This is a genomic window from Acetobacteraceae bacterium, assembly GCA_004843345.1.
Lineage (GTDB): Bacteria > Pseudomonadota > Alphaproteobacteria > Acetobacterales > Acetobacteraceae.
This window is the reverse complement of record CP039460.1, coordinates 337,371-361,752: the sequence shown is the minus strand read 5'-3', so window position 1 is coordinate 361,752 and position 24,382 is coordinate 337,371. Positions and strand designations below refer to the sequence as shown.

35 protein-coding genes and 1 tRNA gene are annotated in these 24,382 nt (G+C 39.3%); 25 read left to right on the top strand and 11 right to left on the bottom strand.

The annotated features are described in order from the left end of the window. Positions 1 to 14 precede the first annotated feature (14 nt). Both FAI40_01830 and FAI40_01825 read left to right on the top strand, forming a co-directional pair. The gene (locus FAI40_01830; protein ID QCE34178.1) at positions 15 to 491 is read left to right on the top strand and encodes a peptidylprolyl isomerase; all 477 of its coding nucleotides are present in this window, start codon (positions 15 to 17) and stop codon (positions 489 to 491) included. 182 nt (positions 492 to 673) lie between these two features. Further along, positions 674 to 749: transfer RNA gene (locus FAI40_01825), tRNA-Lys, on the top strand. A gap of 66 nt (positions 750 to 815) precedes the next feature. On the opposite strand, the gene FAI40_01820 is transcribed toward FAI40_01825, so the two are convergent. The 5 genes from FAI40_01820 to FAI40_01800 are packed head-to-tail and all read right to left on the bottom strand — an operon-like array spanning position 816 to position 2,932. Next, positions 816 to 1,823, bottom strand: coding sequence for a hypothetical protein (locus FAI40_01820; GenBank protein QCE34177.1), 1,008 nt, complete (start codon positions 1,821 to 1,823; stop codon positions 816 to 818). Beyond that, positions 1,820 to 2,056 carry a hypothetical protein gene (locus FAI40_01815; protein QCE34176.1) on the bottom strand — a complete coding sequence of 79 codons (237 nt, stop codon included), beginning with the start codon at positions 2,054 to 2,056 and terminating at the stop codon, positions 1,820 to 1,822. The genes FAI40_01820 and FAI40_01815 overlap by 4 nt, the downstream gene beginning before the upstream one ends. Further along, positions 2,053 to 2,445, bottom strand: coding sequence for a hypothetical protein (locus FAI40_01810; protein QCE34175.1), 393 nt, complete (start codon positions 2,443 to 2,445; stop codon positions 2,053 to 2,055). Before FAI40_01810 ends, FAI40_01815 begins: the two co-directional genes overlap by 4 nt. Next, positions 2,442 to 2,651 (bottom strand): hypothetical protein, encoded by a 210-nt coding sequence (locus FAI40_01805; GenBank protein ID QCE34174.1) that lies wholly within the window; start codon positions 2,649 to 2,651, stop codon positions 2,442 to 2,444. The genes FAI40_01810 and FAI40_01805 overlap by 4 nt, the downstream gene beginning before the upstream one ends. Then, entirely contained in the window at positions 2,648 to 2,932 is a 285-nt protein-coding gene (locus FAI40_01800) for a hypothetical protein (protein QCE34173.1), read from the bottom strand. The genes FAI40_01805 and FAI40_01800 overlap by 4 nt, the downstream gene beginning before the upstream one ends. A 295-nt stretch (positions 2,933 to 3,227) precedes the next feature. Between FAI40_01800 and FAI40_01795 the strand changes: the two genes are divergently transcribed. Next, positions 3,228 to 3,419, top strand: coding sequence for a hypothetical protein (locus FAI40_01795; protein QCE34172.1), 192 nt, complete (start codon positions 3,228 to 3,230; stop codon positions 3,417 to 3,419). Here FAI40_01795 and FAI40_01790 read toward each other — a convergent pair. Beyond that, positions 3,397 to 3,672: a hypothetical protein gene (locus FAI40_01790; protein QCE34171.1), complete on the bottom strand. Its 276-nt coding sequence runs from the start codon at positions 3,670 to 3,672 to the stop codon at positions 3,397 to 3,399. The two genes, FAI40_01795 and FAI40_01790, sit on opposite strands and share 23 nt — an antisense overlap. Before the next feature lie 192 nt (positions 3,673 to 3,864). Between FAI40_01790 and FAI40_01785 the strand changes: the two genes are divergently transcribed. The 3 genes from FAI40_01785 to FAI40_01775 all read left to right on the top strand — a co-directional run bounded on the left by FAI40_01785 (position 3,865) and on the right by FAI40_01775 (position 5,306). Further along, entirely contained in the window at positions 3,865 to 4,374 is a 510-nt protein-coding gene (locus FAI40_01785) for a hypothetical protein (GenBank protein QCE34170.1), read from the top strand. Positions 4,375 to 4,492: 118 nt separating this feature from the next. Continuing rightward, complete coding sequence (locus FAI40_01780) at positions 4,493 to 5,140, top strand: hypothetical protein (GenBank protein QCE34169.1); 648 nt, start codon at positions 4,493 to 4,495, stop codon at positions 5,138 to 5,140. Beyond that, positions 5,103 to 5,306: a hypothetical protein gene (locus FAI40_01775; GenBank protein ID QCE34168.1), complete on the top strand. Its 204-nt coding sequence runs from the start codon at positions 5,103 to 5,105 to the stop codon at positions 5,304 to 5,306. The genes FAI40_01780 and FAI40_01775 overlap by 38 nt, the downstream gene beginning before the upstream one ends. A 305-nt stretch (positions 5,307 to 5,611) precedes the next feature. Here FAI40_01775 and FAI40_01770 read toward each other — a convergent pair whose 3' ends face one another. From FAI40_01770 to FAI40_01760, 3 genes are all read right to left on the bottom strand, one after another. Next, positions 5,612 to 5,914, bottom strand: coding sequence for a hypothetical protein (locus FAI40_01770; protein ID QCE34167.1), 303 nt, complete (start codon positions 5,912 to 5,914; stop codon positions 5,612 to 5,614). 141 nt (positions 5,915 to 6,055) lie between these two features. Continuing rightward, positions 6,056 to 6,406, bottom strand: a complete 351-nt coding sequence (locus FAI40_01765) for a hypothetical protein (protein ID QCE34166.1) — start codon at positions 6,404 to 6,406, stop codon at positions 6,056 to 6,058. A gap of 278 nt (positions 6,407 to 6,684) precedes the next feature. Further along, a complete protein-coding gene (locus FAI40_01760) occupies positions 6,685 to 7,398 on the bottom strand; it encodes a LexA family transcriptional regulator (protein ID QCE34165.1) in 714 nt (237 codons plus the stop codon). An 84-nt stretch (positions 7,399 to 7,482) separates the two neighbouring features. Here FAI40_01760 and FAI40_01755 point away from each other — a divergent pair, with 84 nt between their 5' ends. From FAI40_01755 to FAI40_01745, 3 genes are read left to right on the top strand one after another with little or no spacing between them, the layout of a single operon-like run. After that, positions 7,483 to 7,683, top strand: a complete 201-nt coding sequence (locus tag FAI40_01755) for a hypothetical protein (GenBank protein ID QCE34164.1) — start codon at positions 7,483 to 7,485, stop codon at positions 7,681 to 7,683. Then, positions 7,680 to 8,135 carry a hypothetical protein gene (locus tag FAI40_01750; GenBank protein ID QCE34163.1) on the top strand — a complete coding sequence of 152 codons (456 nt, stop codon included), beginning with the start codon at positions 7,680 to 7,682 and terminating at the stop codon, positions 8,133 to 8,135. Before FAI40_01755 ends, FAI40_01750 begins: the two co-directional genes overlap by 4 nt. Further along, the gene (locus FAI40_01745; protein QCE34162.1) at positions 8,132 to 8,383 is read left to right on the top strand and encodes a hypothetical protein; all 252 of its coding nucleotides are present in this window, start codon (positions 8,132 to 8,134) and stop codon (positions 8,381 to 8,383) included. The genes FAI40_01750 and FAI40_01745 overlap by 4 nt, the downstream gene beginning before the upstream one ends. 180 nt (positions 8,384 to 8,563) lie before the next feature. Here the strand turns inward: FAI40_01745 and FAI40_01740 are convergent, their stop codons facing one another. Beyond that, positions 8,564 to 9,061 carry a hypothetical protein gene (locus tag FAI40_01740; protein ID QCE34161.1) on the bottom strand — a complete coding sequence of 166 codons (498 nt, stop codon included), beginning with the start codon at positions 9,059 to 9,061 and terminating at the stop codon, positions 8,564 to 8,566. 227 nt (positions 9,062 to 9,288) lie between these two features. Then, positions 9,289 to 9,579, bottom strand: coding sequence for a hypothetical protein (locus FAI40_01735; protein ID QCE34160.1), 291 nt, complete (start codon positions 9,577 to 9,579; stop codon positions 9,289 to 9,291). 59 nt (positions 9,580 to 9,638) lie between these two features. On the opposite strand from FAI40_01735, the gene FAI40_01730 reads away from it, so the two are divergent. The 16 genes from FAI40_01730 (at position 9,639) to FAI40_01655 (ending at position 24,381) form a co-directional block, all read left to right on the top strand. Next, entirely contained in the window at positions 9,639 to 10,715 is a 1,077-nt protein-coding gene (locus tag FAI40_01730) for a hypothetical protein (GenBank protein QCE34159.1), read from the top strand. After that, on the top strand, positions 10,693 to 12,561 hold the full coding sequence (locus FAI40_01725; protein QCE34158.1) for an ATP-binding protein: 1,869 nt from the start codon (positions 10,693 to 10,695) through the stop codon (positions 12,559 to 12,561). Before FAI40_01730 ends, FAI40_01725 begins: the two co-directional genes overlap by 23 nt. A gap of 293 nt (positions 12,562 to 12,854) precedes the next feature. Next, entirely contained in the window at positions 12,855 to 13,403 is a 549-nt protein-coding gene (locus tag FAI40_01720) for a hypothetical protein (protein QCE34157.1), read from the top strand. A gap of 143 nt (positions 13,404 to 13,546) precedes the next feature. Then, complete coding sequence (locus FAI40_01715; GenBank protein ID QCE34156.1) at positions 13,547 to 14,185, top strand: terminase small subunit; 639 nt, start codon at positions 13,547 to 13,549, stop codon at positions 14,183 to 14,185. Beyond that, entirely contained in the window at positions 14,121 to 16,340 is a 2,220-nt protein-coding gene (locus tag FAI40_01710; protein ID QCE34155.1) for a phage terminase large subunit family protein, read from the top strand. Before FAI40_01715 ends, FAI40_01710 begins: the two co-directional genes overlap by 65 nt. After that, entirely contained in the window at positions 16,340 to 17,125 is a 786-nt protein-coding gene (locus FAI40_01705; GenBank protein QCE34154.1) for a hypothetical protein, read from the top strand. Before FAI40_01710 ends, FAI40_01705 begins: the two co-directional genes overlap by 1 nt. Then, positions 17,125 to 17,454, top strand: a complete 330-nt coding sequence (locus FAI40_01700) for a hypothetical protein (GenBank protein ID QCE34153.1) — start codon at positions 17,125 to 17,127, stop codon at positions 17,452 to 17,454. The genes FAI40_01705 and FAI40_01700 overlap by 1 nt, the downstream gene beginning before the upstream one ends. Positions 17,455 to 17,783: 329 nt before the next feature. Continuing rightward, the gene (locus tag FAI40_01695) at positions 17,784 to 18,074 is read left to right on the top strand and encodes a phage head-tail adapter protein (protein QCE34152.1); all 291 of its coding nucleotides are present in this window, start codon (positions 17,784 to 17,786) and stop codon (positions 18,072 to 18,074) included. A 145-nt stretch (positions 18,075 to 18,219) separates the two neighbouring features. Continuing rightward, positions 18,220 to 19,830 carry a phage portal protein gene (locus tag FAI40_01690; protein QCE35716.1) on the top strand — a complete coding sequence of 537 codons (1,611 nt, stop codon included), beginning with the start codon at positions 18,220 to 18,222 and terminating at the stop codon, positions 19,828 to 19,830. After that, positions 19,823 to 20,653 (top strand): S49 family peptidase, encoded by an 831-nt coding sequence (locus FAI40_01685; protein ID QCE34151.1) that lies wholly within the window; start codon positions 19,823 to 19,825, stop codon positions 20,651 to 20,653. Before FAI40_01690 ends, FAI40_01685 begins: the two co-directional genes overlap by 8 nt. A gap of 133 nt (positions 20,654 to 20,786) precedes the next feature. Beyond that, positions 20,787 to 21,440, top strand: a complete 654-nt coding sequence (locus FAI40_01680; protein ID QCE34150.1) for a hypothetical protein — start codon at positions 20,787 to 20,789, stop codon at positions 21,438 to 21,440. Between the two features lie 13 nt (positions 21,441 to 21,453). Next, the gene (locus FAI40_01675; GenBank protein QCE34149.1) at positions 21,454 to 21,894 is read left to right on the top strand and encodes a head decoration protein; all 441 of its coding nucleotides are present in this window, start codon (positions 21,454 to 21,456) and stop codon (positions 21,892 to 21,894) included. Position 21,895: 1 nt separating this feature from the next. Further along, positions 21,896 to 23,092: a major capsid protein gene (locus FAI40_01670; GenBank protein ID QCE34148.1), complete on the top strand. Its 1,197-nt coding sequence runs from the start codon at positions 21,896 to 21,898 to the stop codon at positions 23,090 to 23,092. 37 nt (positions 23,093 to 23,129) lie between these two features. Beyond that, positions 23,130 to 23,480 (top strand): hypothetical protein, encoded by a 351-nt coding sequence (locus tag FAI40_01665; GenBank protein QCE34147.1) that lies wholly within the window; start codon positions 23,130 to 23,132, stop codon positions 23,478 to 23,480. Positions 23,481 to 23,509: 29 nt separating this feature from the next. Further along, on the top strand, positions 23,510 to 23,899 hold the full coding sequence (locus tag FAI40_01660; protein ID QCE34146.1) for a hypothetical protein: 390 nt from the start codon (positions 23,510 to 23,512) through the stop codon (positions 23,897 to 23,899). Continuing rightward, complete coding sequence (locus tag FAI40_01655; protein QCE34145.1) at positions 23,887 to 24,381, top strand: hypothetical protein; 495 nt, start codon at positions 23,887 to 23,889, stop codon at positions 24,379 to 24,381. Before FAI40_01660 ends, FAI40_01655 begins: the two co-directional genes overlap by 13 nt. Position 24,382: the final 1 nt, after the last annotated feature.

The following is a 24,382-nucleotide window of genomic DNA, read 5'->3' as shown; positions in this document are numbered from 1 at the left end:
AAAGGATATGTATTATGAGTGAAGAGAGAAAAAAACTTGTTTTTGAACTCGAAAATGGCGGTAAAATTGTTATCGAATTACGTCCTGATTTAGCACCGAAAGCAGCAGAGCGCCTTGAAAAACTTGCTTCTGAAGGTTTCTATGATGGTGTTCCTTTCCACCGTGTGATTGAAGGTTTTATGGCGCAGGGCGGTGACCCAACGGCTACGGGTACAGGTGGCAGTAATTATCCAGACTTACCAGCAGAGTTTTCAAGAGAAGCTAAGTTCGAACGTGGGACATTGGGAATGGCACGTTCTTCAAATCCCAATAGTGCGAACAGCCAGTTTTTTATTATGTTCCAGCCAGCACCGCATTTGAATGGTCAATATACGATTGCAGGACAGGTTGTCGAAGGTTTGGACGTTCTTGACCAAATTAAGCGAGGTAAGGGCGCTTCTGGTATGGTCGAAAATCCTGATCGTATTAAGAAAGCTTTTATTGAAGCTTAAGTTTTAGAAAATTTTTATAAAAAGGCGGTTGCAAAGGAATTTTGCAGCCGTTTTTTTTCTTTTTAAGAAAAAAGAGAGTATTTTATACTTTACTGCTTGACGGAGCAGAGGAGAGCGGGTAAACAAACACTCATACAACGAACGGACACTTCGAAACGAAGAAAAGATAGTTTGTTCTGAATGAACCGGTAGCTCAGTTGGTAGAGCATTCGACTTTTAATCGAATGGTCGTGGGTTCGAATCCCACCCGGTTCACCATTATCTTTTAAAATTCCTAGAAATATCAAGTTTTTTAAAGATTGTTTTACCATTTTTAAAAAAGTTTTACCTTTTTAGTTTTTTAATGGCTTCTATCGCCATTTTTTCTTGATCTGCAGATTTCGTATATCTTTCTATTTCTGACAAAGTTTTGTGTCCTGTAATGGCTGCAATTTCATGTGTCGAACATCCTGCCTCTGCCAATTTCTTAGCTGTTGTTTTGCGTAATCCATGAGGGCTTAATCCGGCAGGAAGTCCTGCTTGTTCTCTCCATTTTTTAAAGCGCATATAAAAGCCATTGGCAGTGAATGGAATTCCATTTGAGCTGAGAAGGTAAGCATCTCCTATTTTGATGGGATCTAGTTCTTTCTGCAGAGCAGGGTGAATAGGAATTAAGAGAGATGTTCCTGTTTTTTTCTGCGTAACCTCTAAGAGATTGTCTTTCCGGTCTTTGGGAGAGATTTTTACAATATCGCTGCGACGCTGGCCTGTGTAAAGCATAAGCGCAAAAGCTCTTCGTTGAACTGTTCCTGTCGGCCAATAATCTTCAAACACTTTGATTTCTTCATCTGTCCAGGGAGATTGTCCTTCGGCTTTTTCCTTATATTTTTTAATATCTTTTGCAGGATTGTCTGATCTGAGGCCATCTTTAATGGCAAAATCAAATAAAATACGAAAAAGTTTTAGTCTATGGTTAGCAGCTGCAGGCGTTTCTGCGTGGCGTGCAATGAAGCGTCTAATGTGCCGTGCTTCAAAGTCAGAGACAAGATGCTCAGCATAGTCTTCTTTTTGCATGGAAAGTAAGAGGCGATTATATGCCTTTTTGGTTCCCTGGCTTAAAGAAAGAAAATGTGCTGATTTTTGCCAATCCTCAATAAGATATGCAAAGCTGTTAGGTCGGAAATCATTCTTTTTCTTAATACCCATTGCATCAGCATATGCCCTAAGAAATTCAGGATCCTTAGGAGAGGGCAATAGAATGTGCTTATCAAGGTCTGGACGCCTTAGATAATATCTGACCTTTCCATATCTGTCTTTGATACGGCGTACAAATTTTAATTTGATTGAAGTCATAGCGCATCAAGTGGATTTACATTTTCTTGTTTTTCGGACAAATCAACGCCTGCTGCGTGCATTATGAAGGCATCTAAATCTTTCTTTAAAAATCCAACACGTCGTCCAGCAATATTGATTTTCCGAAGGTGAGGCGCAACCTTTTTGTTGAAAGTGACGGTACTGATATTACCAAGATAAAAAGCTGCCTGAGAAATATCCATGATTGCTGGTGGAAAAGGAAAGCTCATCATTTTGTTATTCCTTGTTCTTTTCCTTCTGGCCATCTTTCCAAAAACTCATCAGCTTTGTTGATAAGATGCCAACTTTCATCGTCATTGTACTTTCCATCTGAAGTTGAAAGTTGCATGAGGCGAAAAGAAAGTTTTTTTATGAGGAGGCGTCCATCTTCATTTGATGGAGGAAGACAGAAAATTAGATAATCATTTTCTTCATCTTCACTTAGTTCAATTTGGCGAAGATTCGCTCCTTTATTCCAAGCTTGAATGGCCATCTCTTCACGCTTGTTCCAAGGGCCACAGCCAGCGCAGTTTTCACATCTGACAAAAAAGTTTGGTACGTTCGTTTTAATAATTATGGCTTCGCCTTCTTTTTTGCAGAAGGGGCATGAACGGATATTCATTTGAGACGCTCCTCGATGTTTATTTGAAATTCTTTAAGGATGCGGAGAAGGGCTGTTTCATTAGCAGGCCATTTTCCTGCCCAGACGAACTGTCCTCCTTGTTCTGTGATGTGACAGCTGAAAACAACTCTTGATCCAAGATTTTGTAAATATCTCAGGAAGTCGTCGGGCTCTTGTTCCGCTGTAATGATGTCTCTCCTGCTCATTTGAAGCGGTTCCGTGCAGCACAATAAACAGACATGAAAAAGTTCATGAGCCAGCAGAGACAGAGAAAAGCCGTCCACTCAATAATCTGGGCGTAAATCCCATCAACTGGATTTTGCATAAAGCTGAGGATAAAGGCACCGCACATTGTTCCTATGATGATCATGGCAGCCATGCTGAAGATTTGAACTAAGATGCGAAGAATAGGAGAGAGATTACGGATATACATCCGTTTTTTGACATCAGGATGGATGGGGTATCCAGTTGTCTTTGAGCGTTCCATTTAAAATCTCCTTGATCAGCTTGGAGATTAAAAAGACGGCGGCAAGGCAATAATGCAAATTTCTTTGCGCCGCCGTCACACATCACGAATTGATGTGATAAAATAATATTGTACAAAATATTACACAAAGTAAATAGATATTGTATAAAAATTTACATAAACATAATTTTGTGTAAAAATTAAGAGAATAAGAAAAACATGAACTGAATTTTTATTTTGAGTTCAATGTTTTTTAGCTTGGTTTTCTGGGCTTTTTACAAAATAAAAACCGCAAAGAGCGGTTGAAAGGAATCGTATGTTAGAGAAAAAAGAAACGGTTGAGGTACGGTGCAATTATAAAAATTTTAGTGTTCGAGGCTGGGGAGATGGAATTTCGAGAGAAATGCGCATTCGTGAATCTTATGGGAAGTTTTTGGAAAAAGTGGTTCTTCCCCATTTAGAAGCGGGGAAGAATGTTCTGTTGGTTAAGCCAGATCCAGCCAATTAAAATTTTCTGTTAACGTAAGAAATTTTGAATTTTTTAGATCCGGGAGATTAATAATGGCAAAATTATCTTTCATTAATGTTCGGTTATAGATTTCGTCACTCAAGGTTTTCAATATTAAATCTGTTTTGACGAACCATGCGGGAAAGTCATCTTTTGTAAGGGATTTGACTTTCCCAACTGTCTTTAAAAATTCAAGAACTTCTTCCGTTCTTTCTGGTTGCGTTGTGTGAAGTACAACAAAGTAAGTATTCATTTTTAAATCCTTCCTAGGTGAAGTTGGTAATAGATATGAAAAAACACATTCTAGAATTACTAGGGCTGAGATTTTCCAATAATCATCAGCCTAATAATAGAAGAAAATTCATTTTGAGGCTCGTTGGTGCAAGATCTTAACTTGAATATGAGAAGATATGGGCAAAGAGATTAGATGAAGAAAGCATGACTTATGAAGAATATGAAAGAAGAAGTAAAAGAAATTGAGGTGGGCGCTGCTGAAGGCGATTTGAGATTATGGCGTGTGAAAGAGGCGCAACGTCAGGGCGAATTAAGATATGAATGCGTTCGGAAAGCATTCGAAGCATATCGGAATAGAGCGCTTAATTTAGTTGGTTGGAACGTTGCTTTGATGACAGCACTCGCTGCCATTTTGAAAGGAAGCTCCATGAGTTTCCTGGCTTATTTTTGCGTTTTTCTTTTTATAATTTCAATTGTGGGAGGGTTAGCAATTCTATTGCCGGCAAAGATCAATTTATCCGGTGATGAAATTGATTATGTAATGGATGAAGATAATTACGAAACAGAGTTAGAAATTCGAGAAGCATTAGCTATTCGCTTGAAATGCAATGAAGAAAAAGCAGAAAAGATTCTTTGGAGATTAGAGAAGTTAATGCGAATTTCCTATGCAACTTTCTCTTTAGCTGCCGTTATTTCTGCTTTTTATATTTTAGGAAATTAAGTCCGTATGGGTTTCGGGACAGTTGTTCCAGGTGTGGGCTTTTTAGGGATTGGATTAGGGCGTGGAGGAGCAGGTTTCTTCATTTTTAAATCCTTGTTGCGGATGTACTGGAAAAATAATGAGTAGAAAAATAAAAGCAGATTTAAGGAAAACGCAAAGAGACGAAAAAGAAAAGGTAGAAATAGCGAAGATCGAAAAAGAATATGGAAAATTTGAAGGCGGAGGAGGGTTTCGTCTTTGGTGTGCGATAGAGGCGCAACGTCAAGGTGAAATGCAGCTTCAAGCGATTTTGCCAATTTATACGGCATATATCTCGCGTGGAAGTTCTGCTGTGACATGGACATTTACTTTTGCAGCGGCTCTCATTGGTCTAGCGCAATTAAAAGAAAATCCTCTTCCATGGTATTTTTTTCTATCGACTATTCCACTTCTTTGGGCGGGTATATCGGCTTTGTTTGTCTTAATTCCAAGGGATTGGTTTCCTGCAGGCGATGATCCTTTTAAAATCATGACAAAAGAATTTAAAATCAAGGAGGAGGGGGATGAAGCGTTTAAAACAATTATTAGTGAATCTGAACTTCAGACAAGAGAGCATCTGGCCAGAAGGTCCGGATTGGCATTTAAGGATAATGCTAGGCGATTAGAGTATGCAAAATACTGGACAATAAGTAGCTATGTAGCGCTTCTTATTGCCCTTTTTTGGTGTTTAGTGATTGTTCTCTATCAACATGGATTTCTTTCCTTTTTCTCAAGAATTTTTAGTTGATTTATTCGGGCCATTTTTATTGGTTGGAATATTTTCGATTGATAGAGTTGGCCTTCTAGGTGCTGGTTTGATACCACTTACACTTTGTCTTCCTTCTGATACAGTTTCTCTTGGATCAGCTGGTTCTGTGGGTTTTTTGACCATTATTTTTTATCCAATCATTTAAAGATTTTTGGGTTGATTTTATTTTTGAAAAATTATTTGAAAAAGATTTCTGTCTCTCCATTTTCCAGAAGAAATTTTTATTGCGGTGCCAGCCCAGATCGTTATGGATTATCTTCAAGAAAGCTTATGTTGATAAATGCTTACTATGCAAGCATTATTAAAATGAGTCCAGAAAGGGTTTCTAGTTTATTTTTCAATAAAAAAACAGAGAAATTCAGGACTTATAGACTAAGATTCCTCTGTTTTAATTATTTAAGAAAAAAGTGCAGTGTTAGCCATGCTATAGTTTATTTCAGGATAATCATCTTATGTTCTGTTTAGCTTTAGCTGAAGTCTTTTAAAGCATCCTAGAAAAATAGAAACAGGTATTTTTTTAATTTGAATTTCATGTTCGGAATTGTTGTCATCCTGTATTGTTAGTTTCAGGGAAAGCATTTCTACAGGTTTAGAATTTTCACTATAGTTGTACCATGCGTCTATGGAAACAATGGTTCCTTTAACCGCTATATTATGGTGGCTTGCGAGCCAGTTTAAAATGGAAGTGTTGTCTGCAATATCTGCAGCAACACTTCCAGTAAAGTCATTGTATTTGGTCTGGGCTATACTCATATTTTTTTGACGTTTTTAGGCGATCAATTTTCCAATAAAAACACGGTTATTACAATGATTGTTTACTTGTTTTTCTTTTTCTAAAGTGTTGAAGAAAGATAATTTTCGGATGAATTTATTCAGCACGAAACTTATAATGTCTTAAATTTTGGGGCATCTAGGGCATTTTTCCTTGGTATTGCCTTTTGAGTCCTCTGGGTGTTTGTCGTTCCCATCAGGCTTAAAGTCGTGATAGAGATTACATTCCTTTTCAAAAGCAGCTTTAGCTGATTTAAGACACATAAATTTAAAATATGGGTATTGTTTAGCTTCTGCATGTTTTTTTAGACAGTCTGCGAGGTCAGCATCTGAGCGTCCAATATAATCCACACAAAAAGCACTTCCTTTGTTAATGTGTCCCAAAGCATATGCTCCTGGACGTGTTACTTTGACTGCTTGTGAGATTTCTTCGTTTGTGAGGGGGTAATATCTACCCATACCAGAGGAAGGCATAGTTTCATCTTTCAAAAAATTAAAGTGTTTGGCACACGCCTAGAAAGATGTAACTAATCGACTAGCGCAAATGTCTATCCATTTGCATTGGTGCGTGCTTGCACTGTATAAAAGTTAAGTCGACGTTTTTGTATGGATAGGGATTAGTTCCCGTCCACTTTTTTTCGGCCATTCCTCCTTGATAGCTGATTTTGCCACAAGAGTCGAATAAAAACAGAGATAAACATTTTATCTGAAGATATTTAAAAAAAGCGCAGTTATTAGCTGCGCTTTGTTAGTTATTCAAATACCCATTTCCCAGCCACGCGGCCGACAATGTTTAATTCTTTTACAGGTAGCTCCCAAGCAATGAATTCTTCATTTAATGAAATGGCTCTAATAACGGCTCCTGTTGCTTTTGGGATAAGCTGCAATTGTTTAATCATCAGAATATCATCAGTTCTAAAAACATAGTCTGCATCATGTGTGAAGCGATCGCTGCTGAGATCAATTAGAACTCTATCTCCTGGAACATATTTAGGAGACATGGAATTTCCTGCGATAGTAAAAATTGCAAGCTTATTGTGAGAAGAGACTGGTAGCCTGGAAATAAGCCCAACAGGGACTTCCCAAATGCACTCAGCATCTTCCAAATCGGGAATTGTTAAGCCATGACCAGCACTTGCCGTAATTAGGTATTCAGGGATTGATACCGTTCCAGAATGAGGAACAGCTTTATAGTTGGCAGGTTGTTTTATAACGGGAAGACAATTGTGATTTTGGCTTGTCCCCCAAATTTCATTTGGATCACAATTCAAAGCTTTGGCTACTTTTTCAATGTTACTTTTGCTTGGCTCGGAAGCTCTTCCGTCTCTCAAAGCATAAAAGAAACTTCTGCTAAGTTTTGTTTTTCTCACTAATTCTGACCAAGTAACAGTTTTATCTCCAGACTTCCGCCTTTTATCAATTTCAGACCAAATTTTTTGTGATGTTTTCTTCATTGTGAAATTCATTACACATATCTTTCTGTTTAAAAAGATATAAAAAATTACACGTTTTTCTTGATTTTATATAAAATTTTAAACATAAAGTAATTTATGGAAGAGAATTTTTTAAAAAAAGCTGAAGATTTTTGTGCAAAGTACAAAATGGCAGAAACGACTTTTGGAAGAAAAGCCGCTGGAAACGCTCATTTTTTAGCAAGAATTCGAGGAGGAAAGTCTTTTCTGATTTCGACGGCGAATAAAGTCCAAGAATTCATGAAAAATTATGACGAATATGAAAGCACAAAGAAATGATCCCTCCTAATGTGAATGCTTCCAAAGAAGATCGTATTTCGTTTTTACAACAAGACGCATTGAAGAATTATGGCGTTGTACTTAGTCGTACTCAATTGGAGAGTGGAAGTTTTCTAACCCCTGATACGTATGAGAAATTGTCTCAAAAGCTTGCCGAGCAAGTACGTGTAACGGAACGTCGCTTTTGTGAGTTGGGGCGCGAAGCTCTGAAATCGGAAGGCGGACTTTTGTCTCTGCTGACCAAGGATACATCCCAGTATGTCCAAAAATCTCTATTTGAATTTCTATCAATGGAACTGCGTCGTCTTTCTCTATGCGACGTGCGCGTAGAAATTTTACTCGCATGGTTGGACTCGAACGAAGATCAGCCATCAGAAAACTCCAATACAAACAAAGTTAAACTAACAAGGAAAAATACGGATTTTTCTCTTAAGAAGGAAGCCAAGAAATGACAGAACATTCTAAAACCAAACCCACCAAGGTAATTGATCTTATTCTAGCTAGTGACGGAAAAGAAATGCTTGAAATGCACAATGCTGAGGATAAAGACCTCCGCATCAAAGCTTTAGAATTTTCATTAAGCTTAGGAAGAAAAAGAGATCTTTATCTTATAGATGGACCACAAGAAACGGCATCTATCTTGGTTAAAGATGCGAAAATTTTCTATGAATTTCTCAGTGGAAAAGAGACTGAGAAATGAAGCGTCCTACCATAAGATTACCACAAGGGGCGTATAGCTGCCGAGAGTTATGGTTTGAAGAGAGTAAGGGGGCATGTGCTCTTCGGGCTCGACTCAATATTGAAACCGCAGGTGATGTCCTTGTTCCAATCTCTCTTTCTGGAAATGTTTTTTATTTTCTTTTTAAAAATATTGGCATTTTTAAAGGCCGGAGAGTGCACGAAGCCACTCAACAATATTTTCATAAGGAAGGTGAGGAAAAGCCTGAGAAAACAGAGAATTTACACTTGCTGATAGGGCCTTATCCGGGATTGTGGTCAAAAGATGCTTGATTTTAGATTTTTCATCTTCGGTCTTATCGCTATCGGTAATTCTTTTTTCAATAAGTTGTCGAAGCGTATCAGCCTCCAATCTAACGGTAACGATCCCAAGAATGGATTGCAATCCGCCATCTTCTTCGAGGAAGTCAATCCCTTTGGCGGTTATTCTGGGAGACCAAGTCTCTATTTCAGGATAGCGGATTGCGTCTGTGCAAAGTCCATGCTCTTCCAAATAAGCCAAATTAAAAATTATTTCTGGGTTTCTCTTGTCTGGGTGATCTTCACGGTATTCCAAACAATCAGGATAAACATCTCTCATTTGAAGGAGCAGTTTTTTTTGAAGTTTTCTATCCAGTTTATTCGTTTTTTCCTTATTCATAAATTTTTACCTTTTCGACTGTGGTGGTTGAAAAATAGACGGCTCAGGACTCGGTAAAATCATGAGCCGTCTTTCATCCTATTCCTCAGATAAACCAACGCCAAGAGAGATAGCTCAGGCCCTTCCATCTATGGAAAGGATTAGAGAAATGATCTTTGAAAAAATCGTTAAAATGGGGCGCTCATTTTTCACATTTTCATTTGAAAAAAGGGCGCCTCAGTTAAGCGTTAATTCTTTGAGGGAAGAAAAAATGAAAGCTCTTGGTGTAAAAGTTTTAAAATTTCTGCAGGCCAATCAGGATAATCGCTTTCAAGATATTTTTGTGGGAAATGAGGAAGCTGGATGCGAAGATTCATCTTTTCAAGCTTCCTTCTCATCTGATCTTGATTTTGGGGAGAAAATTTCAGACTTAAGTAAATGGTTGCGCAACGATCGCTTTCTGGATCGTATTTTTGTTTATTTTCGGCTGAAGATTTCTTTCCTTCTCCAATCAAAATTTTTTCAATTCTTAGTGCCATTTTTATTTTCTTTCTGGCTTCTGCCGGGGAAAATCGACGGCTTATGACTCGATAAAAATATGAGACATTCTTCATCTTATTCCTTTGATAATCCAAATCCTAGAGAAATAGCACAAGCGCTGTCTTCTCAAATAGGTTCGTTGGTTCTAGCTATTCTTCCTGCAGGTAACCGCTATCGGAATGAATGGAAAGTTGGCTCCGTTCAGGGGGAGCCAGGAAATTCTCTTTCTGTACATTTATCTGGAGCAAAAGCAGGTATTTGGGCAGATTTTTCAGCTGATATGCGTGGAGATGCCTTGGATCTTGTAGCTGCCTGTTGTTGTGCTGGTAATATGAGTGAAGCTTGTAAATGGGCGTGTGATTGGCTTGGTTGGTCTAATAATGGATTGTCTTCTTCAAGTCGTTCTGTGCCTGTACAGCGTGTTTCTGAGGAAGACATCAAGAAAAGAGAACAAAAAGAAGCTGAAGATAAGAAAAAACGCATTCTTGCCGCACGGGCAATGTGGCTTTCTGCCAAGCCTTTAACAGGTAATTGTCCAGCTTCGCTTTATCTTCGTCATCGAGGAATCAATCTTAAAGAATTTCATCATATTCCACATGCGCTGCGTTTTAGAGATGATTGCTGGTGTTCAGAAACACAATGTGAAACGCCAGCTTTGGTTTCAGCTATGTTTCTGCCAACAGGTCAGCATGTTGCAACGCATCGGACATATCTGGAACGTGATGCGTCTGGCCATTGGATTAAAGCAAAGCTGAAATCAGCAAAGAAAATTCTAGGGCCATTTGGTGGATCTTTTATTCCTCTTCAAAAAGGATCCTCAGGAAAAACGCTTTCAAAAGCAGCTCCAAATGAAATTCTCATGATTGGTGAGGGGATCGAGACGTCACTGTCTGTTGCCTGGGCCTTTCCTAATATTCGAGTTTTAGCTGCAGGATCTTTGGGAAATTTAGGCTCCATTCAATTTTCAGAAAATATCGGACGCATCATCATTCTTGCGGATAATGATGAGAATGAACAAGCGAAAAAAACACTTTTAAGAGCTGCAGAAAAACTATCAAACGGCGGTAAACGTCGTATTTCTGCTTGCTGGTCATCAAAGGGGAAAGACTTCAATGACATCCTTAGCGCAAGATAAAAAGAAAACAGTCCAAAATGCAGTTAAGGGGAGTTTAAAAGAACTTACTGTGATTGAAGGCGGGAACAATGGCGATAATAGAGATATTCCACCAGAAGAAGTTCGTCCACCTGAAGAAACATGCCCCGTTCAGCCACTTGGTCATTTGAATGGGATTTATTCTTTTTTAGATGCTCATGGGCAATTCCGTCAGTTGACCACTTCACAACTGGCAAAACGTGAAGAGCTGATTGCGTTGTTTGGAGATTGTGGCCAGTGGTTAAAAGGTAATTTTCCTCACTGGGCTAAAGATAAAAAAACAGGAATGCTTGATATTGTGGATTTCGATAGAAAAAATTCTTCTGATTGGTTCAATATGCGTTGCACTCAAGAAGGGCTTTTTGGAAATCACATTAAAATCAGGAACACAGGCGTTTGGATGGGAGAAAAAACGCCGATTGTGCATTGTGGTGATAAGATCCTAATTGAGGGGAAGCTTAAACCGTCTGGGATTAGAGTAGAAGATCAGATTTTTGCTTCTTATCCACCAATCAAAAAACCTTCTGAACCTGTTTCTGGACAATTATGTTTTGACCTTCAGAAGAAGATCCATGAATTGTGGAATTTTAAAACGCCGAAATCTTCCATGATTGTTATGGGCTGGTTAGCCTGTGCGCTTTTAGGCGCTTCTATCAATTGGAAGCCTGCTTTATTCCTGATTGGTTCTGCGGGAACGGGGAAATCCACTTTATTAAGAACAATCCTAAATTGCTGCCCTGTTCATCTTTATACGAATGATGCGACAAAAGCTGGATTAGAGCAGGCCATGGAAGGCCGTGCCATTCCATCTTTTATTGATGAAGCTGCTGATAATTTAAAAGATCATCAAGTTCAAAAAATTATGGATATGATCTTGGCTGCATCTGGAAAAGAAGGCTCCAATTCTTTGCGTGGTGGATCAGATGGTAAATGGCGTTTTTCTTCTGTGTCTGCAGCTATTCTTCTTGCTTCAATTTCTCCACCGAATATGCAGGAACAACATATGGGAAGGTTCACGCTTGTTGAGCTTCTTCCAGCAACAAAAGGGAATGACTTCACTCAAAAACACGATGAGTTGCAAGAATGGTGTAAGAAACATGCGACTGGGATTTGGGGGAGAGTTTTAAACTCTTATGAACGTTTCCATCAGACACGTATTATTTTTAGAAAGATGTTTTCTGAAACAGGTTCAGATGGGCGAGAAAATGACCAACTTTCTTCTTTGTTAAGCGGTTGGTGGATTTTATGTCAGGATGGCATTCCAGATGAAAAAGACGCATCAAGATGGATAAAAGAAATCTCAGGATTTATTAAAGATAAAGAGGATATTTCTGATAAGTCAGAGGTGTCTCAGTGTTTAGATATTTTGGTAAGTTCTTGGGTGCAGGTCGGACGATCTACAGATAGGCGGCCAATTTCGAAGTTAATTCTTCAGGCAGTAACTAATCCCAAAGCTGTAGAAAAAGAAACAAATCCAGATATGTTTGAAACTACAGCGAGACAAGCACTAGAAAATATCGGAATAAGAGTTATTGGTCCTTATGAACCTAATGCCTCTAATGGAAGTTTGCCACCTAGACCTGATGGACAGGAAAAAGGGGCAGGAATTTGGATTTGGCCAAAACATCAAGAATTGAAGAAGTTCTATAAAGAGACGCCTTATGCAGATCAAAGATTAGAACGTACTCTTTCAAGAGCTCCATCTGCTTTCGTAAAAAAACAGCCTCTTAAAATAGGTTCAGTATCAAAACGGAATTGTATTTGGATTTCCACAAAGGATCTTCAATTGAGCTTAGGAGACTTAGAAGATGATAATGCTCCATTCTGACGTTAGTTACATCTCAAATGCCAATATGAAACGAACTTGTAACGATAAAAACCTTAGAAAATCAAGGGTTTCGTTTAGCTCGTTACATGGTTACATGGTTACGTTGTTCTTATACATACACGTAATAAGAATATATAAAATTAATTATTTATATATATTAATAATACTATGTAACCAGTGTAACCATGTAACTAGTAATATAATATATGCAGATTTCTGCAGAAAAATATCGTTACATATTTCGTTACATTTTTATAAAAATGTAACTGCTTTTAAGACTATGAGAATTGCTCATGGCTTCTAAAAGAAAACGCACAATCGTTACTTTGGAACGCCCACTTCTTCCAACAAAGGAACGTCAGGCCAAGCCTGATTTTGAATGTTGTGAGGATGGTGTCTTTCGCTCCGCATCCATTTTGATGAAGCTCAAAAAATCGGGAAAGATTTCAGGTGAGGCTGAAAGCGCAGCTGAATGTTGGGTGAAGGATTATTTGTTTGGCTTTCAAGATTATTGTGATCCATCTGGAAAAGAGATTGAGCCCGAAGCAAGGGGAAATATTCATACGCATAATTTGAATAGAGTTCATGCGAAAGAACGCATTAATTTTGTTCGTATGATTGCGGGAGCTGAGTTTCACAGAAAGCTAGTTTTAATCTTGATAGAAAATTTTTCTTTTAAATCTTTAGGAAGTGCCCTGTATCCAAACCGTAGAGATGGAAGAATTTCAACAGAAGTTTCAATTATTTGTGAAACCCTCCTTAATTTACTTCCAGATATTTATTCTGCGGCTTGTTTAAAGCAAAAAGAATTTAGATCTCGAAAAGATATCTCCACGATATGATCGTTTCTGGTGGCATTGAGGGGGTCCTTGGAAATAAAAAATGCGGTTGCGAGATGTTCAAACCGCTTTCTGAGAGAGTTTTTGTCAAAAATTTTTTAGGGTTTATGTTGTTTTTTTTGCTGTATTCTGCGGATTTTTAAAAAATGTGTGAAAATAATTCTGAGGAAAAAATTTTAAATAAAGCGGAGTTATCTCAGGTTCTGGGAATTTCCTTGCCAACTTTGGGAAATTGGATTGCTAAGTATGAAGATTTTCCTGTTATTTCTGTTGGTAGGAATGGAGCGGAGTGGCAGTTTAGTGCTGAGAAAGTGCTAGAATTTTTGGATAAAAAACGGTCTCAGGAACTAGAAGAATTAAAAGAAAAAGAAGATGCCGTTAAAGAGCTGGTTTATAAAAACCCCTCTCTTTTTCCGGAAGTTGATGAGGATAAGCTCTCTGGTTTAACTCCAAAAGAAAAACTAGAAGAATACAAGTTGCGTGAAGCCATTCGGAAAGATGGCATAGCGACGGGTAAACTTCTTGTCGCAGATGATGTGAAAGAAGGCTTGGTTTTTTCATTTGCAAGATTAGGCACGGAAAGCAGATCATTTTTTAAACGTGTCCTAAGGGATAACGGTATTCCATCCGATATTATTCGTCACAACCTCAAAGAATATAACCACCTGCAGCGTAAAATTGTTGAGGACTTACAGTCAGAGCTAAATCTTCAAAAAACGCATGAGAGTGAAAATTTGCGCCTTATGCCAGAGGAAGAAAATCATGAGGCGGAAAATGTCCTCTGATTTCCCATTAGCTGCTCCTATTATTTCTGAAGCCCTGAAATCTTATCTGTCCAATGATTTTATGAGTGTTTCTGAATGTGCTGCTAAGTACCGTTATTTGAATAATCGTGGCGGTGGTCATGTTGGTTTATGGAAACATTCTATTGCGCCGTACCTTTGTGGGCCAATGGATGCGCTTTCAGATGAAAGGTTTCTCAGTGTTGCAGTGGTTGGCCCTGCACGCTCAGGTAAAACTGAGATTGGCAGAAATTGGATGATGCAGTCTATTTTAACAGATCCAGCTGATTTTCTAGTTTATGCTCAGGGAGATGATCAGATTAAATCCATGGTGCGTGATGATGTTAATCCATTTCTCATGTTGCACAACTGTTTAACAGAAAAGCAAAGCACGAAACGTGAGGATGATAGCCTCTTTCATAAAAAATTTCTGGGAATGTCGATCAATTTTTGGGCGGCAACCTACAATAATCTTATCGGTAAAACAGCGCCACGAATTATCTTAACAGAGCTTGATGCGATTGAGCGTAATGGAGAAAAAGCTTTCCGATTAGCTTCGGAACGTCGTGTTACCTTTGGATCTGAAAGTACAGTTTATGCTGAAAGCCATCCTGATTTGGCAGATGGTATAACGCCGACTTCCTGGAATAGAGGTATTATGTCGTTGTATCGGGATAGCGATAGGCGTTTGTGGTATTGGGCTTGCCCTGAATGTGGATTGTATAGTTCACCAACACCAGGTGCTGTGCGTGAAATGACGCTGCATTATGATGAGACGCTTTCAACAGATGAAATTAGACAAACTGCGCGCCTTTTATGTCCTTGCTGTGGGGCTTTGATTGAGGACAAGCAACGAAAAGATATGAATTTAACAGGGGTTTGGGTTGCAGCAGGTCAGGAAATTTCACCTGAAGGTAAAGTGACAGGCGACCCAATCAAAAAAGATACGGCGGGGTTTTGGATTACGGGGATCATGTCTCCATTCTTAATGCACGGCATTGGCGGTTTGGCAGAAAGTTTAGAAAAAGCAAAACTCAAGTTTAAAGAAACAGGTGATGATGAAGAGCTGAAGATCACAACGGTTAAAACAGGCGGTGTTCCGTACACGCCACCAGCCAGTGCAAGGCGTGTCGATGCTGATGCTTTAGCCATGAGAGAGGATCCTTCTTTACAGCTTGGGAAGGTTCCTGATGGTGTGCGTTTCTTAACAGCTGCCATGGATATCCAAGGAAATCGTTTTGAATTGCTTGTTAGAGGTTGGGGCAGAGATGGTGAAAGCTGGATTATTTCTTATCAGCAGATCAAGGCAGATCCATCAAAATCTCAACATGATTGGGACGATGTCATTCAGCGCGTCATGAATAAGAAATGGCCATTAGCAGAGGATCCGACTAAAGGGCTGAAAATTTTAGGTTTTGGATATGACTCTGGGGGTCAAGAGGGCGTCACCTCACAAGCTTATGCCGCCTGGCGTCGTGCAAGGAAAAAAGGATTTATTAAGAAACTTGGTTTTATTGACGGCAGAGAAGTTATTACGGTTTTACCCTTGAAAGGCATGTCTAGGTCTAGCTCTTCTTTTTTAAAAATCGTTTATCCAGATAGTTCAAATTCAAAAAAGATTTCTATTCGTGCAGGGGACGTTCCCCTTGGAGAATTTAATCCAAACAGATTTAAAGATTTATCTGCCTCTCGTTTGAGTGTTTTAGAGCCTGGTGAAAATTACGTGCATTTTCCTGAAGGATTAGGACAACTTCATGATTTTTATCTTCAGTTGGCTTCAGAGGAGAGAGACATAACAGGAAGATGGGAAAAACGTAAAGGAAGTAACCGTAATGAAGCATGGGATCTTCTGGTGATGACAGATGTTATGAATTCAGTCTTTGGTGGATATAAAATGAATTGGGATAATCCACCTGTTTGGGCAAAACCATTAGAAGAAAATATTCTCCTGCAGACAATTGATCCTTCAGAGCAGAAACAAAAGGAAGTAGGGCGACCTTCTGAAGTCGTAAATATCTCTAATCCTGTGGAGAGAGATGTGGCGATCCGTTTAAGAAAAATGGGAACGCTTGGAAAGCAGGCTGTTTCATCCCAAAGTATCTTTAAAAAACCTCAACAGAAACAAAAAATTCCCTCTAGTTTGAAAAGGTTAGGATAATGTCAAAGAGCGCCCCTCCATTTAAAATTAAGTGGGACAGTAAAAATGTTGAAAAATGGTTTGATGGCTTAAAAAATAAAGAAATACCAAAGGCCATTTCAGATACGCTGAACCATATGGCGAATGGCGCCCGAAAGAATTTGAGAGGAGAAATGGAAAGTCTTTTTAAAAATCCAACTTCTTTCACTTTGAATATGTTTTACGTTAAACCAGCAAGGTCAGGAGATCCAACAGCTTGGATTGGAGACCGTGAATGGGCAGGAAAGGGAAACGCCGCACGAGATTATTTGATGCCAGAAATCCAAGGCGGTATTCGACCGATGAAAGGGTCTGAAAAGCTGATGATGGCTATTAGCGGTGGAAAATATTGGGTTCCAGGTCCAGATATGCCTAAAAATGCCCAGGGAAAAGTTTCCAGAGGAGAAATTATCAAGATTTTATCCAGACTAAAATTATTTAATACGTCTGGTTATAAGGTAAATTTTAATCCTAACTCAGATAAATCTATAAAAATGCGACAGCGGCGTAAAAATGCGCGTGGACAAGAAAATGAATATTTCGTTGCAAGGGATAAGGATGGAAGCCCTTACGGTATTTACAAATACACTGGAAAGAAAAAGGGAACAAAAAAAGAGAGACTGAAATTCTTGATCCAATTTGTGAATAAGAAGCCGACTTATCAGAAGACTTTTCCGGTTCCTGATCTAATTGATGATTATGTTGAAAAAAATTTCGAACGGATTTGTTTGGTAGAAATTGAGAAAGCAAAGAGTAGGGCAAAATAATGTTTTTAGAAAATTTTATGATTGCATGGATGGGGAAAAGAGAAAAATCTTCTGATTACTTATTAGAACTTAAAGAGAAGCTTTTAGACTTCTCTTCAAAAGAAAAACAGAAATGGAAAGAAACGTTGAATTGTGACACTCATACTTTATTTCTCATAAAAGAAATGAATTACAGTGTGTGTAGTTTCAGTAAGGATGTTTCGCAAGACGGACTTTCTCTTTATTGCTTAGGTATCAGAGTCTTGTATGGATTATTAAATCAGCCGTTACATGAGTATTTAGATAGAATTGAGGAAAGAGCTTTCTTTCTAAAAAAATTGGGAAAATAGATTTGACAAAATACCAACTTTTTAATAGATTTTTACTATCATAACGAATACGTATAAGAAACCGCCTTTTAGTCTCTATAAAGGGCGGTTTTTTTATGGAGTTTTTCGTTTTGCTGACACTTTCCGAGAGTCTTCAAACGCGTCCGTTATGATTTTTATATATGGCTCATTGGGTCATTTCCTTTTAAGGGGGATACCCCTTCTTAAAAGTTTGTGTTTATGCCTTGCGTTTCGCTTTGTTTATTTTTGAAAACGCAGGACGGTGAATGTGGTATCAAGAGGCTTCTTAGCGTCAACTAAGAAGCCTCTTTTTATTTCGGAGTTTTAAAATGACATTTCCTTTAAATCCCATGACACCGAAATATAATCCAAATCAGTCCATTTTTGCGGGCATGTCTAAGGATGATTTAAAGAATGCTCTATCCAAAGCCCAAAAAGCTTATATTGATTTAAGCACCGGAAAAAAGGTTGTTTCTATTTCTTATTCGCAGGGAGATGGTGGGCGTTCTGTCTCATACACACAAACCAACATTCAGCAACTTCAAGCTCTAATACAGCAGCTGCAGCGTCAATTAGGAATTCCTGGTGCACGTCGTGCTGCTTTAAGACCGGTTTTTTAAAATGGGATTTCTTAGCAACCTAAAAAGTGCGTTTGGTGGAAAAACTAAAACTGCACCCATTATTGGTTTGCGCGATAGAGCAATCTTAACGCCACCAGCTTTGCCTCAACGCCAGAAAAATAGTGAAATTGATAAGCAAAAATTCATGGGACTAACAAGTCCAACTGGCTTACCTTATGATGGCGCAGATTATTTTAACCAACATACACAAACCTGGTTTGCGAATAATTATTCTGGCGATACGACTGTCGGTTATCAGAGAGATACACTGGTTGCAAGAGCACGTGATCTTGTTCGGAATGATGCGATCTCGCAGGGAATTGTCACACGTTCATCTGACAATACGATTGGCATTAATTTTCGTCCTTTATCACGTCCAGACTGGCGTGCATTGCGTTTTATTTCTGGAAATACTTCTTACGATGAGGTGTGGGCACAAGAATTTGCAGAAGCAACAGACTCATTGTTTAAATCTTGGGCGAATAGTGGTGGGCATTGGAATGATGTTGAACGCCAAAGAACGTTCGGCCAACAAATGTATCTCGCTTTTAAATCTCTCATTATTGATGGAGATTGTTTAGCACTTTTGCCGTGGATGGAAGAAAGAATGTTCCGTGGTGGCGCTAAATGGGCCACCGCAGTCCAGTTAATTGATACAGATAGACTTTCCAATCCAAATTTAATGATTGATGAGCAGCAATATAGAAACGGTGTTGAGATTAACCCTGAAACGGGGGAACCTATTGCTTATTGGATTAGGCAAGGGCATTACGCAGATTGGTGGGCTCTAGGAAGAGCGAATGAATGGGAAAGGTATCCAAAGGAAACATCTTTTGGCCGGCCGAATGTCGTTCATTTATTTATGGCGGATCGTATTGGTCAGCATAGAGGGGGAGCCGGAATTTTTGCACCTGTCATCATTAAATTAAAGCAGATTTTTAGGTTAGATGAAGCAAGTTTAGACAGTGCAATTCTTCAGACTGTTCTCAGTGCCTATATCAAAACACCAAATGATCCGATGATGATGGCGGAGGCTTTAGGAACAGAAAAAGGCTGGGGAGATCCGTTTGGAAATTCTGAGCATCATCAACAGTTTATTAATAATAGAGAAGGTCGAAATATCTCTTTCCAAAACGCAAGATTGCCGATTTTAAACATGGGTGAAGATATTGTGACGGTTTCACCTTCTGTTACGCAGGTGGATTTCGATAAATTTTCTAAGCGACTGATACGGCAAGTTGCACAGGCAGTTGGGTTATCCCCTCAGCAAGTCTCTGGTGATTATGGTGACGTAAATTATTCGTCGGCACGTGCTGCAATTTTAGAAGCGCAGAAAACGATGCTGAAAAGACGTAAGGATTTTGAAGTTGGTTTTGCCCATCCAATTTTTCAAGCATGGCTTGAAGAGGCAATGGATGCAGGGGATTTACCATTTCCTGCGGGTGGAAGATTAGTCTCTTTTGATGAGGGGAAAGATTTTTATTCTGCAGCAAAATGGCTAGGTCCAGCACAAGGTTGGGTTGACCCAGTTAAAGAAAAACAAGGCATTGTTCTTGGACTTCAAAATGGTATGGGAACGTTGGCTTCTGAGTGTGCTGACCAAGAGGGTGAAAGCTGGCAGGCAATTGCTGATCAACAGGCTAAAGAAAATCGACGTTATAAGGAGCTTGGTTTGATATCTCCTTATGAAAAGCAGGATGAAAAAGAAGAAGTCAGCGAAGAAAAGAAAGAAGTAGAGGATAAAGACGATGAATAATCAGAAATCATTTGTTAGATTATCTTCTTTTTTGAATAAACCACTGGCTTTAACAACTTCTAAAGTAGAGTGCTTGCGTCATGATATGGCTATTTCAGGCGCTAAAATGTTTTTAGAAGAAAGTTTTGGCGATTGGTATCTTCCTATGACAGTGATGGATAATGTGATGATTATCTATATTTCTGGCATCTTATTGGATGGTCAGGGAGGCTGGTCAGGTCCTTTTGCCACTTTTTATGAGGATATCCGCCAGTGCTTAGATGAAGCGGCATCAAATGATAGAATTAAAGCGATATGTCTTTGGATTGATAGCCCAGGCGGCATGGTGAGCGGATGTTTTGATTTATCAGACTATATAAAAGAGGTCGATGCACTAAAACCTGTTCATGCGATTTTATCACCAATGGCAGCAAGCGCCGCTTATGCGCTTGCGTGTTCAGCAAGATCTATTTCTATTCCAGAAACAGGAGATGCTGGATCTATTGGTGTGATTATGATTTCAACGAACTTTTCCAAAATGTTGGAAGAAAATGGCATTGAAACGTTGATCTTTAAATCAGGCGAACAAAAAGCTGATTTAGCAGATAGTGTTCCTGTAACGGATGGCGCAAAGCAGCGTGCTCAGGAAAGTGTTGATAAATTAGCAGAGATCTTTTTTAGCCGTGTTTCAAAAAATAGAAATATTGAAATTGAAAAAGTAAAAGGCTTTGAAGCTGGAACTTTTATGGGAGCAGAGGCTGTTGCTATGGGATTGGCGGACATGGTGTCTGATCCGCATAAAGCATTGTCTAATCTTTTAGAATTCGTGAATGGAGAAGATTAATGCAAATTAAAAAACTCCGAAGATGGAATAAGTCCCCTAGAGAGGGACCTTAAATAGGATTTTTCAATAAAAATTAAATGATTTTATTAAGCTGCTTTTGGGCAGTTTTTTTTATGACTTTTTGAGAAAAAATATGAAAAAACTTGCGATTGTAAAAAGAAAAAGTTCTAGAAACCCTTACGCTCATTTGGCTTCGTCCCGTGCAAGAATGTTGGATGGTGATGAGAGTGAAGAAAATGCTTCCGATGACGGCAGGCCTTGCGAGGGAGAAGAAGGAACTGACGATGATCCTTCTGCGCCATCCAAACCTGTCGAAGCCGTTGATGATGGTGATGATGCCGGAGATACGGGTGAAGATGACCCTGAAGCTGCAATGGATGAGGAAGATGAAAAGGCAGATGAGGATGATGATAAAGTTCTTGCGGAAGCCGATGATGATGAAACCTCAGATCGCTTAGACGCATCTGAGCGCGAAAAAGATCGTTGCGCTGCCATTTTTCGTCGAAAAGCTTCGGCTTTAAATCCTTCTATGGCGGCACATTTAGCGTTTGGTACAAACCTTTCTCGTAAAGAAGCCGTTGCGCTTTTGGAAGCTTCTGTTCAAGGCATGTCTCGTAGTGAGAAACGTACAGCAAAGCGTCAGGCTTATTCTGGAAATAGTCAAACTCAAGGCTTGCGTAGCCGGCAAAGAAGTGAGGCTGTTCGTCCGGCATCTCCAAATGCAGAAAATGGAAACAAAAGAGAAAACCGCTTGCTAGCGGTCGCCAGAAAACAAGGTCTTGCCTGAAAAGGATTAGGAAATGTTACAAAATACAAACCAGATTAACAGTTATTTTGGCACACCAGGATGCCGGATTGAAACCTTTACGCCTGACCAGCTTATTGCTGGAAATCTTAAAATTGTTTCACAGCCTGAGATTTTTGCAGAAGCTGAAGATATTATTCTGCCTCGTGGAACTGTTGTTGGGCGCGTCACGGCAACGAATAAGCTTGTGATTTGCGTTAAAACGGCAACGGATGGCTCTCAAACACCATGCGGCATTACTGCAGATAAAATTGATGTCTCTGCTGGAGATGTTACTGCGCAACTTTATGTTCAGGCAGAAATTAACGCTGGATATGTGTCTGCAGACGATAGTTGGGACACGCAAAGCTTAAAAGCAGCTTTCTTGTCTGGCCCAGGAAATATTTATCTCAAAGATAGCCTGTCAAATGAAATTCTAGTTGGGGAAGGATACTAAAATGGCTTTTACACCAAATGGTCAACAAATTCAGCGAAGCCAAGGGAATAATGCAAACAGCCTTCCTTACGGCACAATTGAGCTGATTGATACGATTGAAAATTTCAAAACGCCCTCAACTTTCTTGGGAAGCTATTTTGATAGAGAGGTTTTGCCTGTAACAGAAGAAGTTGCTGTTGATATTGACGTTGGTAAACGTCGTATGGCGCCGTTTTGCTCACCCCTTGTTGAAGGTATTTTTGTTGAAAGTCGAAAATTCCAGACAGCGATTTTTAAACCTTCTTATATTAAAGACAAACGTGTTCCAGATCTTTTAAAGCCTGTTCGTCGTCAAATTGGGGAACGGATTGCCGGAGATTTGGACAATGGAAGTCGTCTGGAAGAAAATTTAAATTATGAGCTAAATGACCAGATTGATCTTGTAAATCGTCGTATTGAATGGATGCAAGCTCAGGCACTTCTGACAGGTGGGATTTCTGTTAATGGCCAAGGTTATGACTGTGATGCGTTGAATATTGATTTTAACCGAGATGTATCTTTGTCTGTTGGATTAACTGGAACAGCAACATGGGATAATAAAGGTTCAAGTCCATCTGCATGTATTACACAATGGGCAAAACAGGTCTTCAAAAAATCTGGTACATGGCCAACTGAAATTGTCTTTGGCGGAACGAAAGCTTTTGACTGCTTTAAAAATGATCCAGCGGTTACATTGCAAGTAACGCAACAGGCCATTGTTTCTGCAGGTGTGACAGGCGCAAAATTAGAGGATCTCATTGAGCTTGGTGGTATCGTCAAAAAAGGCGGTGTTTACATGGGCCGATGGGGGCAGTTTAAACTTTGGATTTATCTTGATTATGCCGTGCATAAGATTGGAAATTCTGAGGTTGAGCTTCCACTTATTCCTGAAGGCTCAATCGTTTTGACTTCAAAATATATGCGTGGAACCACGGTTTATGGCCTTATTAAAGATCCTCAGTTTAATTACCAGGCACTTAAATTTGCACCAAAAATTTGGATGGAAAATGATCCTGCTCAAATTAATTTGATGATGCAGTCAGCTCCACTGCCATATCTTGGTCTACCAAATGGATCAATGTCTGCTTCGGTGATTGATCCTGGAAATAGCGTAACCAATCCAAATATTTCTGCAATTGAGCGCTCAAGGCTCACTTCAGACACAATTGTTCGTAAATAAGCCTCTTAATTAGAGGCTTTTTCTTTAGGAAAAGCAAATGGCTAAAACAAAAGAAGATGTTGAAAATATCGTTATGGCAGAAGATGCAAGCACACCGCCAGCAACAGGTTCGAGTTCTGGAAGTAGTGAAACAAGCGGGACACCTCCAGCAGCAGAACAAACCTATGCTGTGAAGCTGAGATGTCCCATTTATGATAAAGCAGGTGCACCACCGCATAAGCCTGGTGAAGTCTTAAATGTCGTTGCAGAAACAGCGAGACTGTGGACCTCTTTAAATCTTGTAACGTTGCAGCCTGGTGTAAAGCTTCCGGATCCAGAAAATGCAGATGATGTGGATGATTATCCAACATTGCCTGTGTCACGTGTATCTGAAGTGATTGTCGTTTAATTCCAATGGACGAGGATTGGAATGAGATATTGGACGATCTCGTTCATAAGCCTTGCTCTGATACGTTTGGAGAGAAGAAGCAATCAATAGAATGGAAGTCGCAAGATGGGTCGTTCCAAGAAATAATTATAGGCATTTTTGATGATGCTTATATGAAAGTTGATTTCTTGGGTGGTGAAGATGGAATCTCTCCAAATCACCTCACAGCAAGCTTGCCAATTCTAGGATGTCGATTGCTTCAATTCCCGCTAGGCTATCCAGCTCAAGGTGATGTTTTCATTATTAGAGCTAAAAAATATGTCTGCCAGGAAGTCAGGAATGACAGTCATGGTTGGGTGCATTTGGTTCTAAATGAGGGAGATGCCCCAATGGAAAAACCGACATTATCGGCAAAGGAGGAAAAACCTTGGGAGATATAGATCAAGAAAAACCTTATGTACTGTACCGTGTGGAACTACGAGAGTTGGTTGCAAAGGCATTACGCAATAAAGGTTTAAAAAATGTTTTTACAGCCTTTAATTGGCCTTTAGAGACTAAGGTTCTTCCTGCTATTTGGATCACGTCTCCAGCAGATCAAGCAAAATCCAATGGCGCTGGACCTCCTGATTTTAATAGAACAGCTTCTATTGTCATGAAAGTCCAGGTTTCTGAAGAAGTGCCAGATGCTGCACAAAAGCATGTTGATTATTTGATTGGTCAGATAGAGCAAACACTTATGACAGATCATGATCTTTTAGCGGCGGTTTCTGAAGTCGAATTTATGCAGGAAGAAAACCGATTAACGGCAGATGCGGCACCTTATATTGCAGAAGGACGTATCGTGATTGGCTTGGCATACCAAGAAACCTTCCCATTAAATGGAACAGATGTCATTCAAACTTTTGGAGTAACGGAAAAATAAA

Excerpts from the sequence above, each read along its gene's own strand:
- FAI40_01665 (QCE34147.1), top strand. The coding sequence starts at position 23,130 with ATGGCTAAAACAAAAGAAGATGTTGAAAATATCGTTATGGCAGAAGAT.
- FAI40_01725 (QCE34158.1), top strand. The coding sequence starts at position 10,693 with ATGACATCCTTAGCGCAAGATAAAAAGAAAACAGTCCAAAATGCAGTT.
- FAI40_01770 (QCE34167.1), bottom strand. The coding sequence starts at position 5,914 with ATGAGTATAGCCCAGACCAAATACAATGACTTTACTGGAAGTGTTGCT.
- FAI40_01750 (QCE34163.1), top strand. The coding sequence starts at position 7,680 with ATGATCCCTCCTAATGTGAATGCTTCCAAAGAAGATCGTATTTCGTTT.
- FAI40_01820 (QCE34177.1), bottom strand. The coding sequence starts at position 1,823 with ATGACTTCAATCAAATTAAAATTTGTACGCCGTATCAAAGACAGATAT.
- FAI40_01815 (QCE34176.1), bottom strand. The coding sequence starts at position 2,056 with ATGATGAGCTTTCCTTTTCCACCAGCAATCATGGATATTTCTCAGGCA.
- FAI40_01785 (QCE34170.1), top strand. The coding sequence starts at position 3,865 with ATGAAGAATATGAAAGAAGAAGTAAAAGAAATTGAGGTGGGCGCTGCT.
- FAI40_01740 (QCE34161.1), bottom strand. The coding sequence starts at position 9,061 with ATGAATAAGGAAAAAACGAATAAACTGGATAGAAAACTTCAAAAAAAA.
- FAI40_01695 (QCE34152.1), top strand. The coding sequence starts at position 17,784 with ATGACATTTCCTTTAAATCCCATGACACCGAAATATAATCCAAATCAG.
- FAI40_01780 (QCE34169.1), top strand. The coding sequence starts at position 4,493 with ATGAGTAGAAAAATAAAAGCAGATTTAAGGAAAACGCAAAGAGACGAA.
- FAI40_01710 (QCE34155.1), top strand. The coding sequence starts at position 14,121 with ATGAGAGTGAAAATTTGCGCCTTATGCCAGAGGAAGAAAATCATGAGG.
- FAI40_01795 (QCE34172.1), top strand. The coding sequence starts at position 3,228 with ATGTTAGAGAAAAAAGAAACGGTTGAGGTACGGTGCAATTATAAAAAT.
- FAI40_01805 (QCE34174.1), bottom strand. The coding sequence starts at position 2,651 with ATGAGCAGGAGAGACATCATTACAGCGGAACAAGAGCCCGACGACTTC.
- FAI40_01690 (QCE35716.1), top strand. The coding sequence starts at position 18,220 with ATGGGACTAACAAGTCCAACTGGCTTACCTTATGATGGCGCAGATTAT.
- FAI40_01790 (QCE34171.1), bottom strand. The coding sequence starts at position 3,672 with ATGAATACTTACTTTGTTGTACTTCACACAACGCAACCAGAAAGAACG.
- FAI40_01800 (QCE34173.1), bottom strand. The coding sequence starts at position 2,932 with ATGGAACGCTCAAAGACAACTGGATACCCCATCCATCCTGATGTCAAA.
- FAI40_01675 (QCE34149.1), top strand. The coding sequence starts at position 21,454 with ATGTTACAAAATACAAACCAGATTAACAGTTATTTTGGCACACCAGGA.
- FAI40_01720 (QCE34157.1), top strand. The coding sequence starts at position 12,855 with ATGGCTTCTAAAAGAAAACGCACAATCGTTACTTTGGAACGCCCACTT.
- FAI40_01765 (QCE34166.1), bottom strand. The coding sequence starts at position 6,406 with ATGCCTTCCTCTGGTATGGGTAGATATTACCCCCTCACAAACGAAGAA.
- FAI40_01735 (QCE34160.1), bottom strand. The coding sequence starts at position 9,579 with ATGGCACTAAGAATTGAAAAAATTTTGATTGGAGAAGGAAAGAAATCT.
- FAI40_01745 (QCE34162.1), top strand. The coding sequence starts at position 8,132 with ATGACAGAACATTCTAAAACCAAACCCACCAAGGTAATTGATCTTATT.
- FAI40_01715 (QCE34156.1), top strand. The coding sequence starts at position 13,547 with ATGTGTGAAAATAATTCTGAGGAAAAAATTTTAAATAAAGCGGAGTTA.
- FAI40_01755 (QCE34164.1), top strand. The coding sequence starts at position 7,483 with ATGGAAGAGAATTTTTTAAAAAAAGCTGAAGATTTTTGTGCAAAGTAC.
- FAI40_01810 (QCE34175.1), bottom strand. The coding sequence starts at position 2,445 with ATGAATATCCGTTCATGCCCCTTCTGCAAAAAAGAAGGCGAAGCCATA.
- FAI40_01685 (QCE34151.1), top strand. The coding sequence starts at position 19,823 with ATGAATAATCAGAAATCATTTGTTAGATTATCTTCTTTTTTGAATAAA.
- FAI40_01775 (QCE34168.1), top strand. The coding sequence starts at position 5,103 with ATGGATTTCTTTCCTTTTTCTCAAGAATTTTTAGTTGATTTATTCGGG.
- FAI40_01680 (QCE34150.1), top strand. The coding sequence starts at position 20,787 with ATGAAAAAACTTGCGATTGTAAAAAGAAAAAGTTCTAGAAACCCTTAC.
- FAI40_01730 (QCE34159.1), top strand. The coding sequence starts at position 9,639 with ATGAGACATTCTTCATCTTATTCCTTTGATAATCCAAATCCTAGAGAA.
- FAI40_01830 (QCE34178.1), top strand. The coding sequence starts at position 15 with ATGAGTGAAGAGAGAAAAAAACTTGTTTTTGAACTCGAAAATGGCGGT.
- FAI40_01760 (QCE34165.1), bottom strand. The coding sequence starts at position 7,398 with ATGAATTTCACAATGAAGAAAACATCACAAAAAATTTGGTCTGAAATT.
- FAI40_01670 (QCE34148.1), top strand. The coding sequence starts at position 21,896 with ATGGCTTTTACACCAAATGGTCAACAAATTCAGCGAAGCCAAGGGAAT.
- FAI40_01705 (QCE34154.1), top strand. The coding sequence starts at position 16,340 with ATGTCAAAGAGCGCCCCTCCATTTAAAATTAAGTGGGACAGTAAAAAT.
- FAI40_01700 (QCE34153.1), top strand. The coding sequence starts at position 17,125 with ATGTTTTTAGAAAATTTTATGATTGCATGGATGGGGAAAAGAGAAAAA.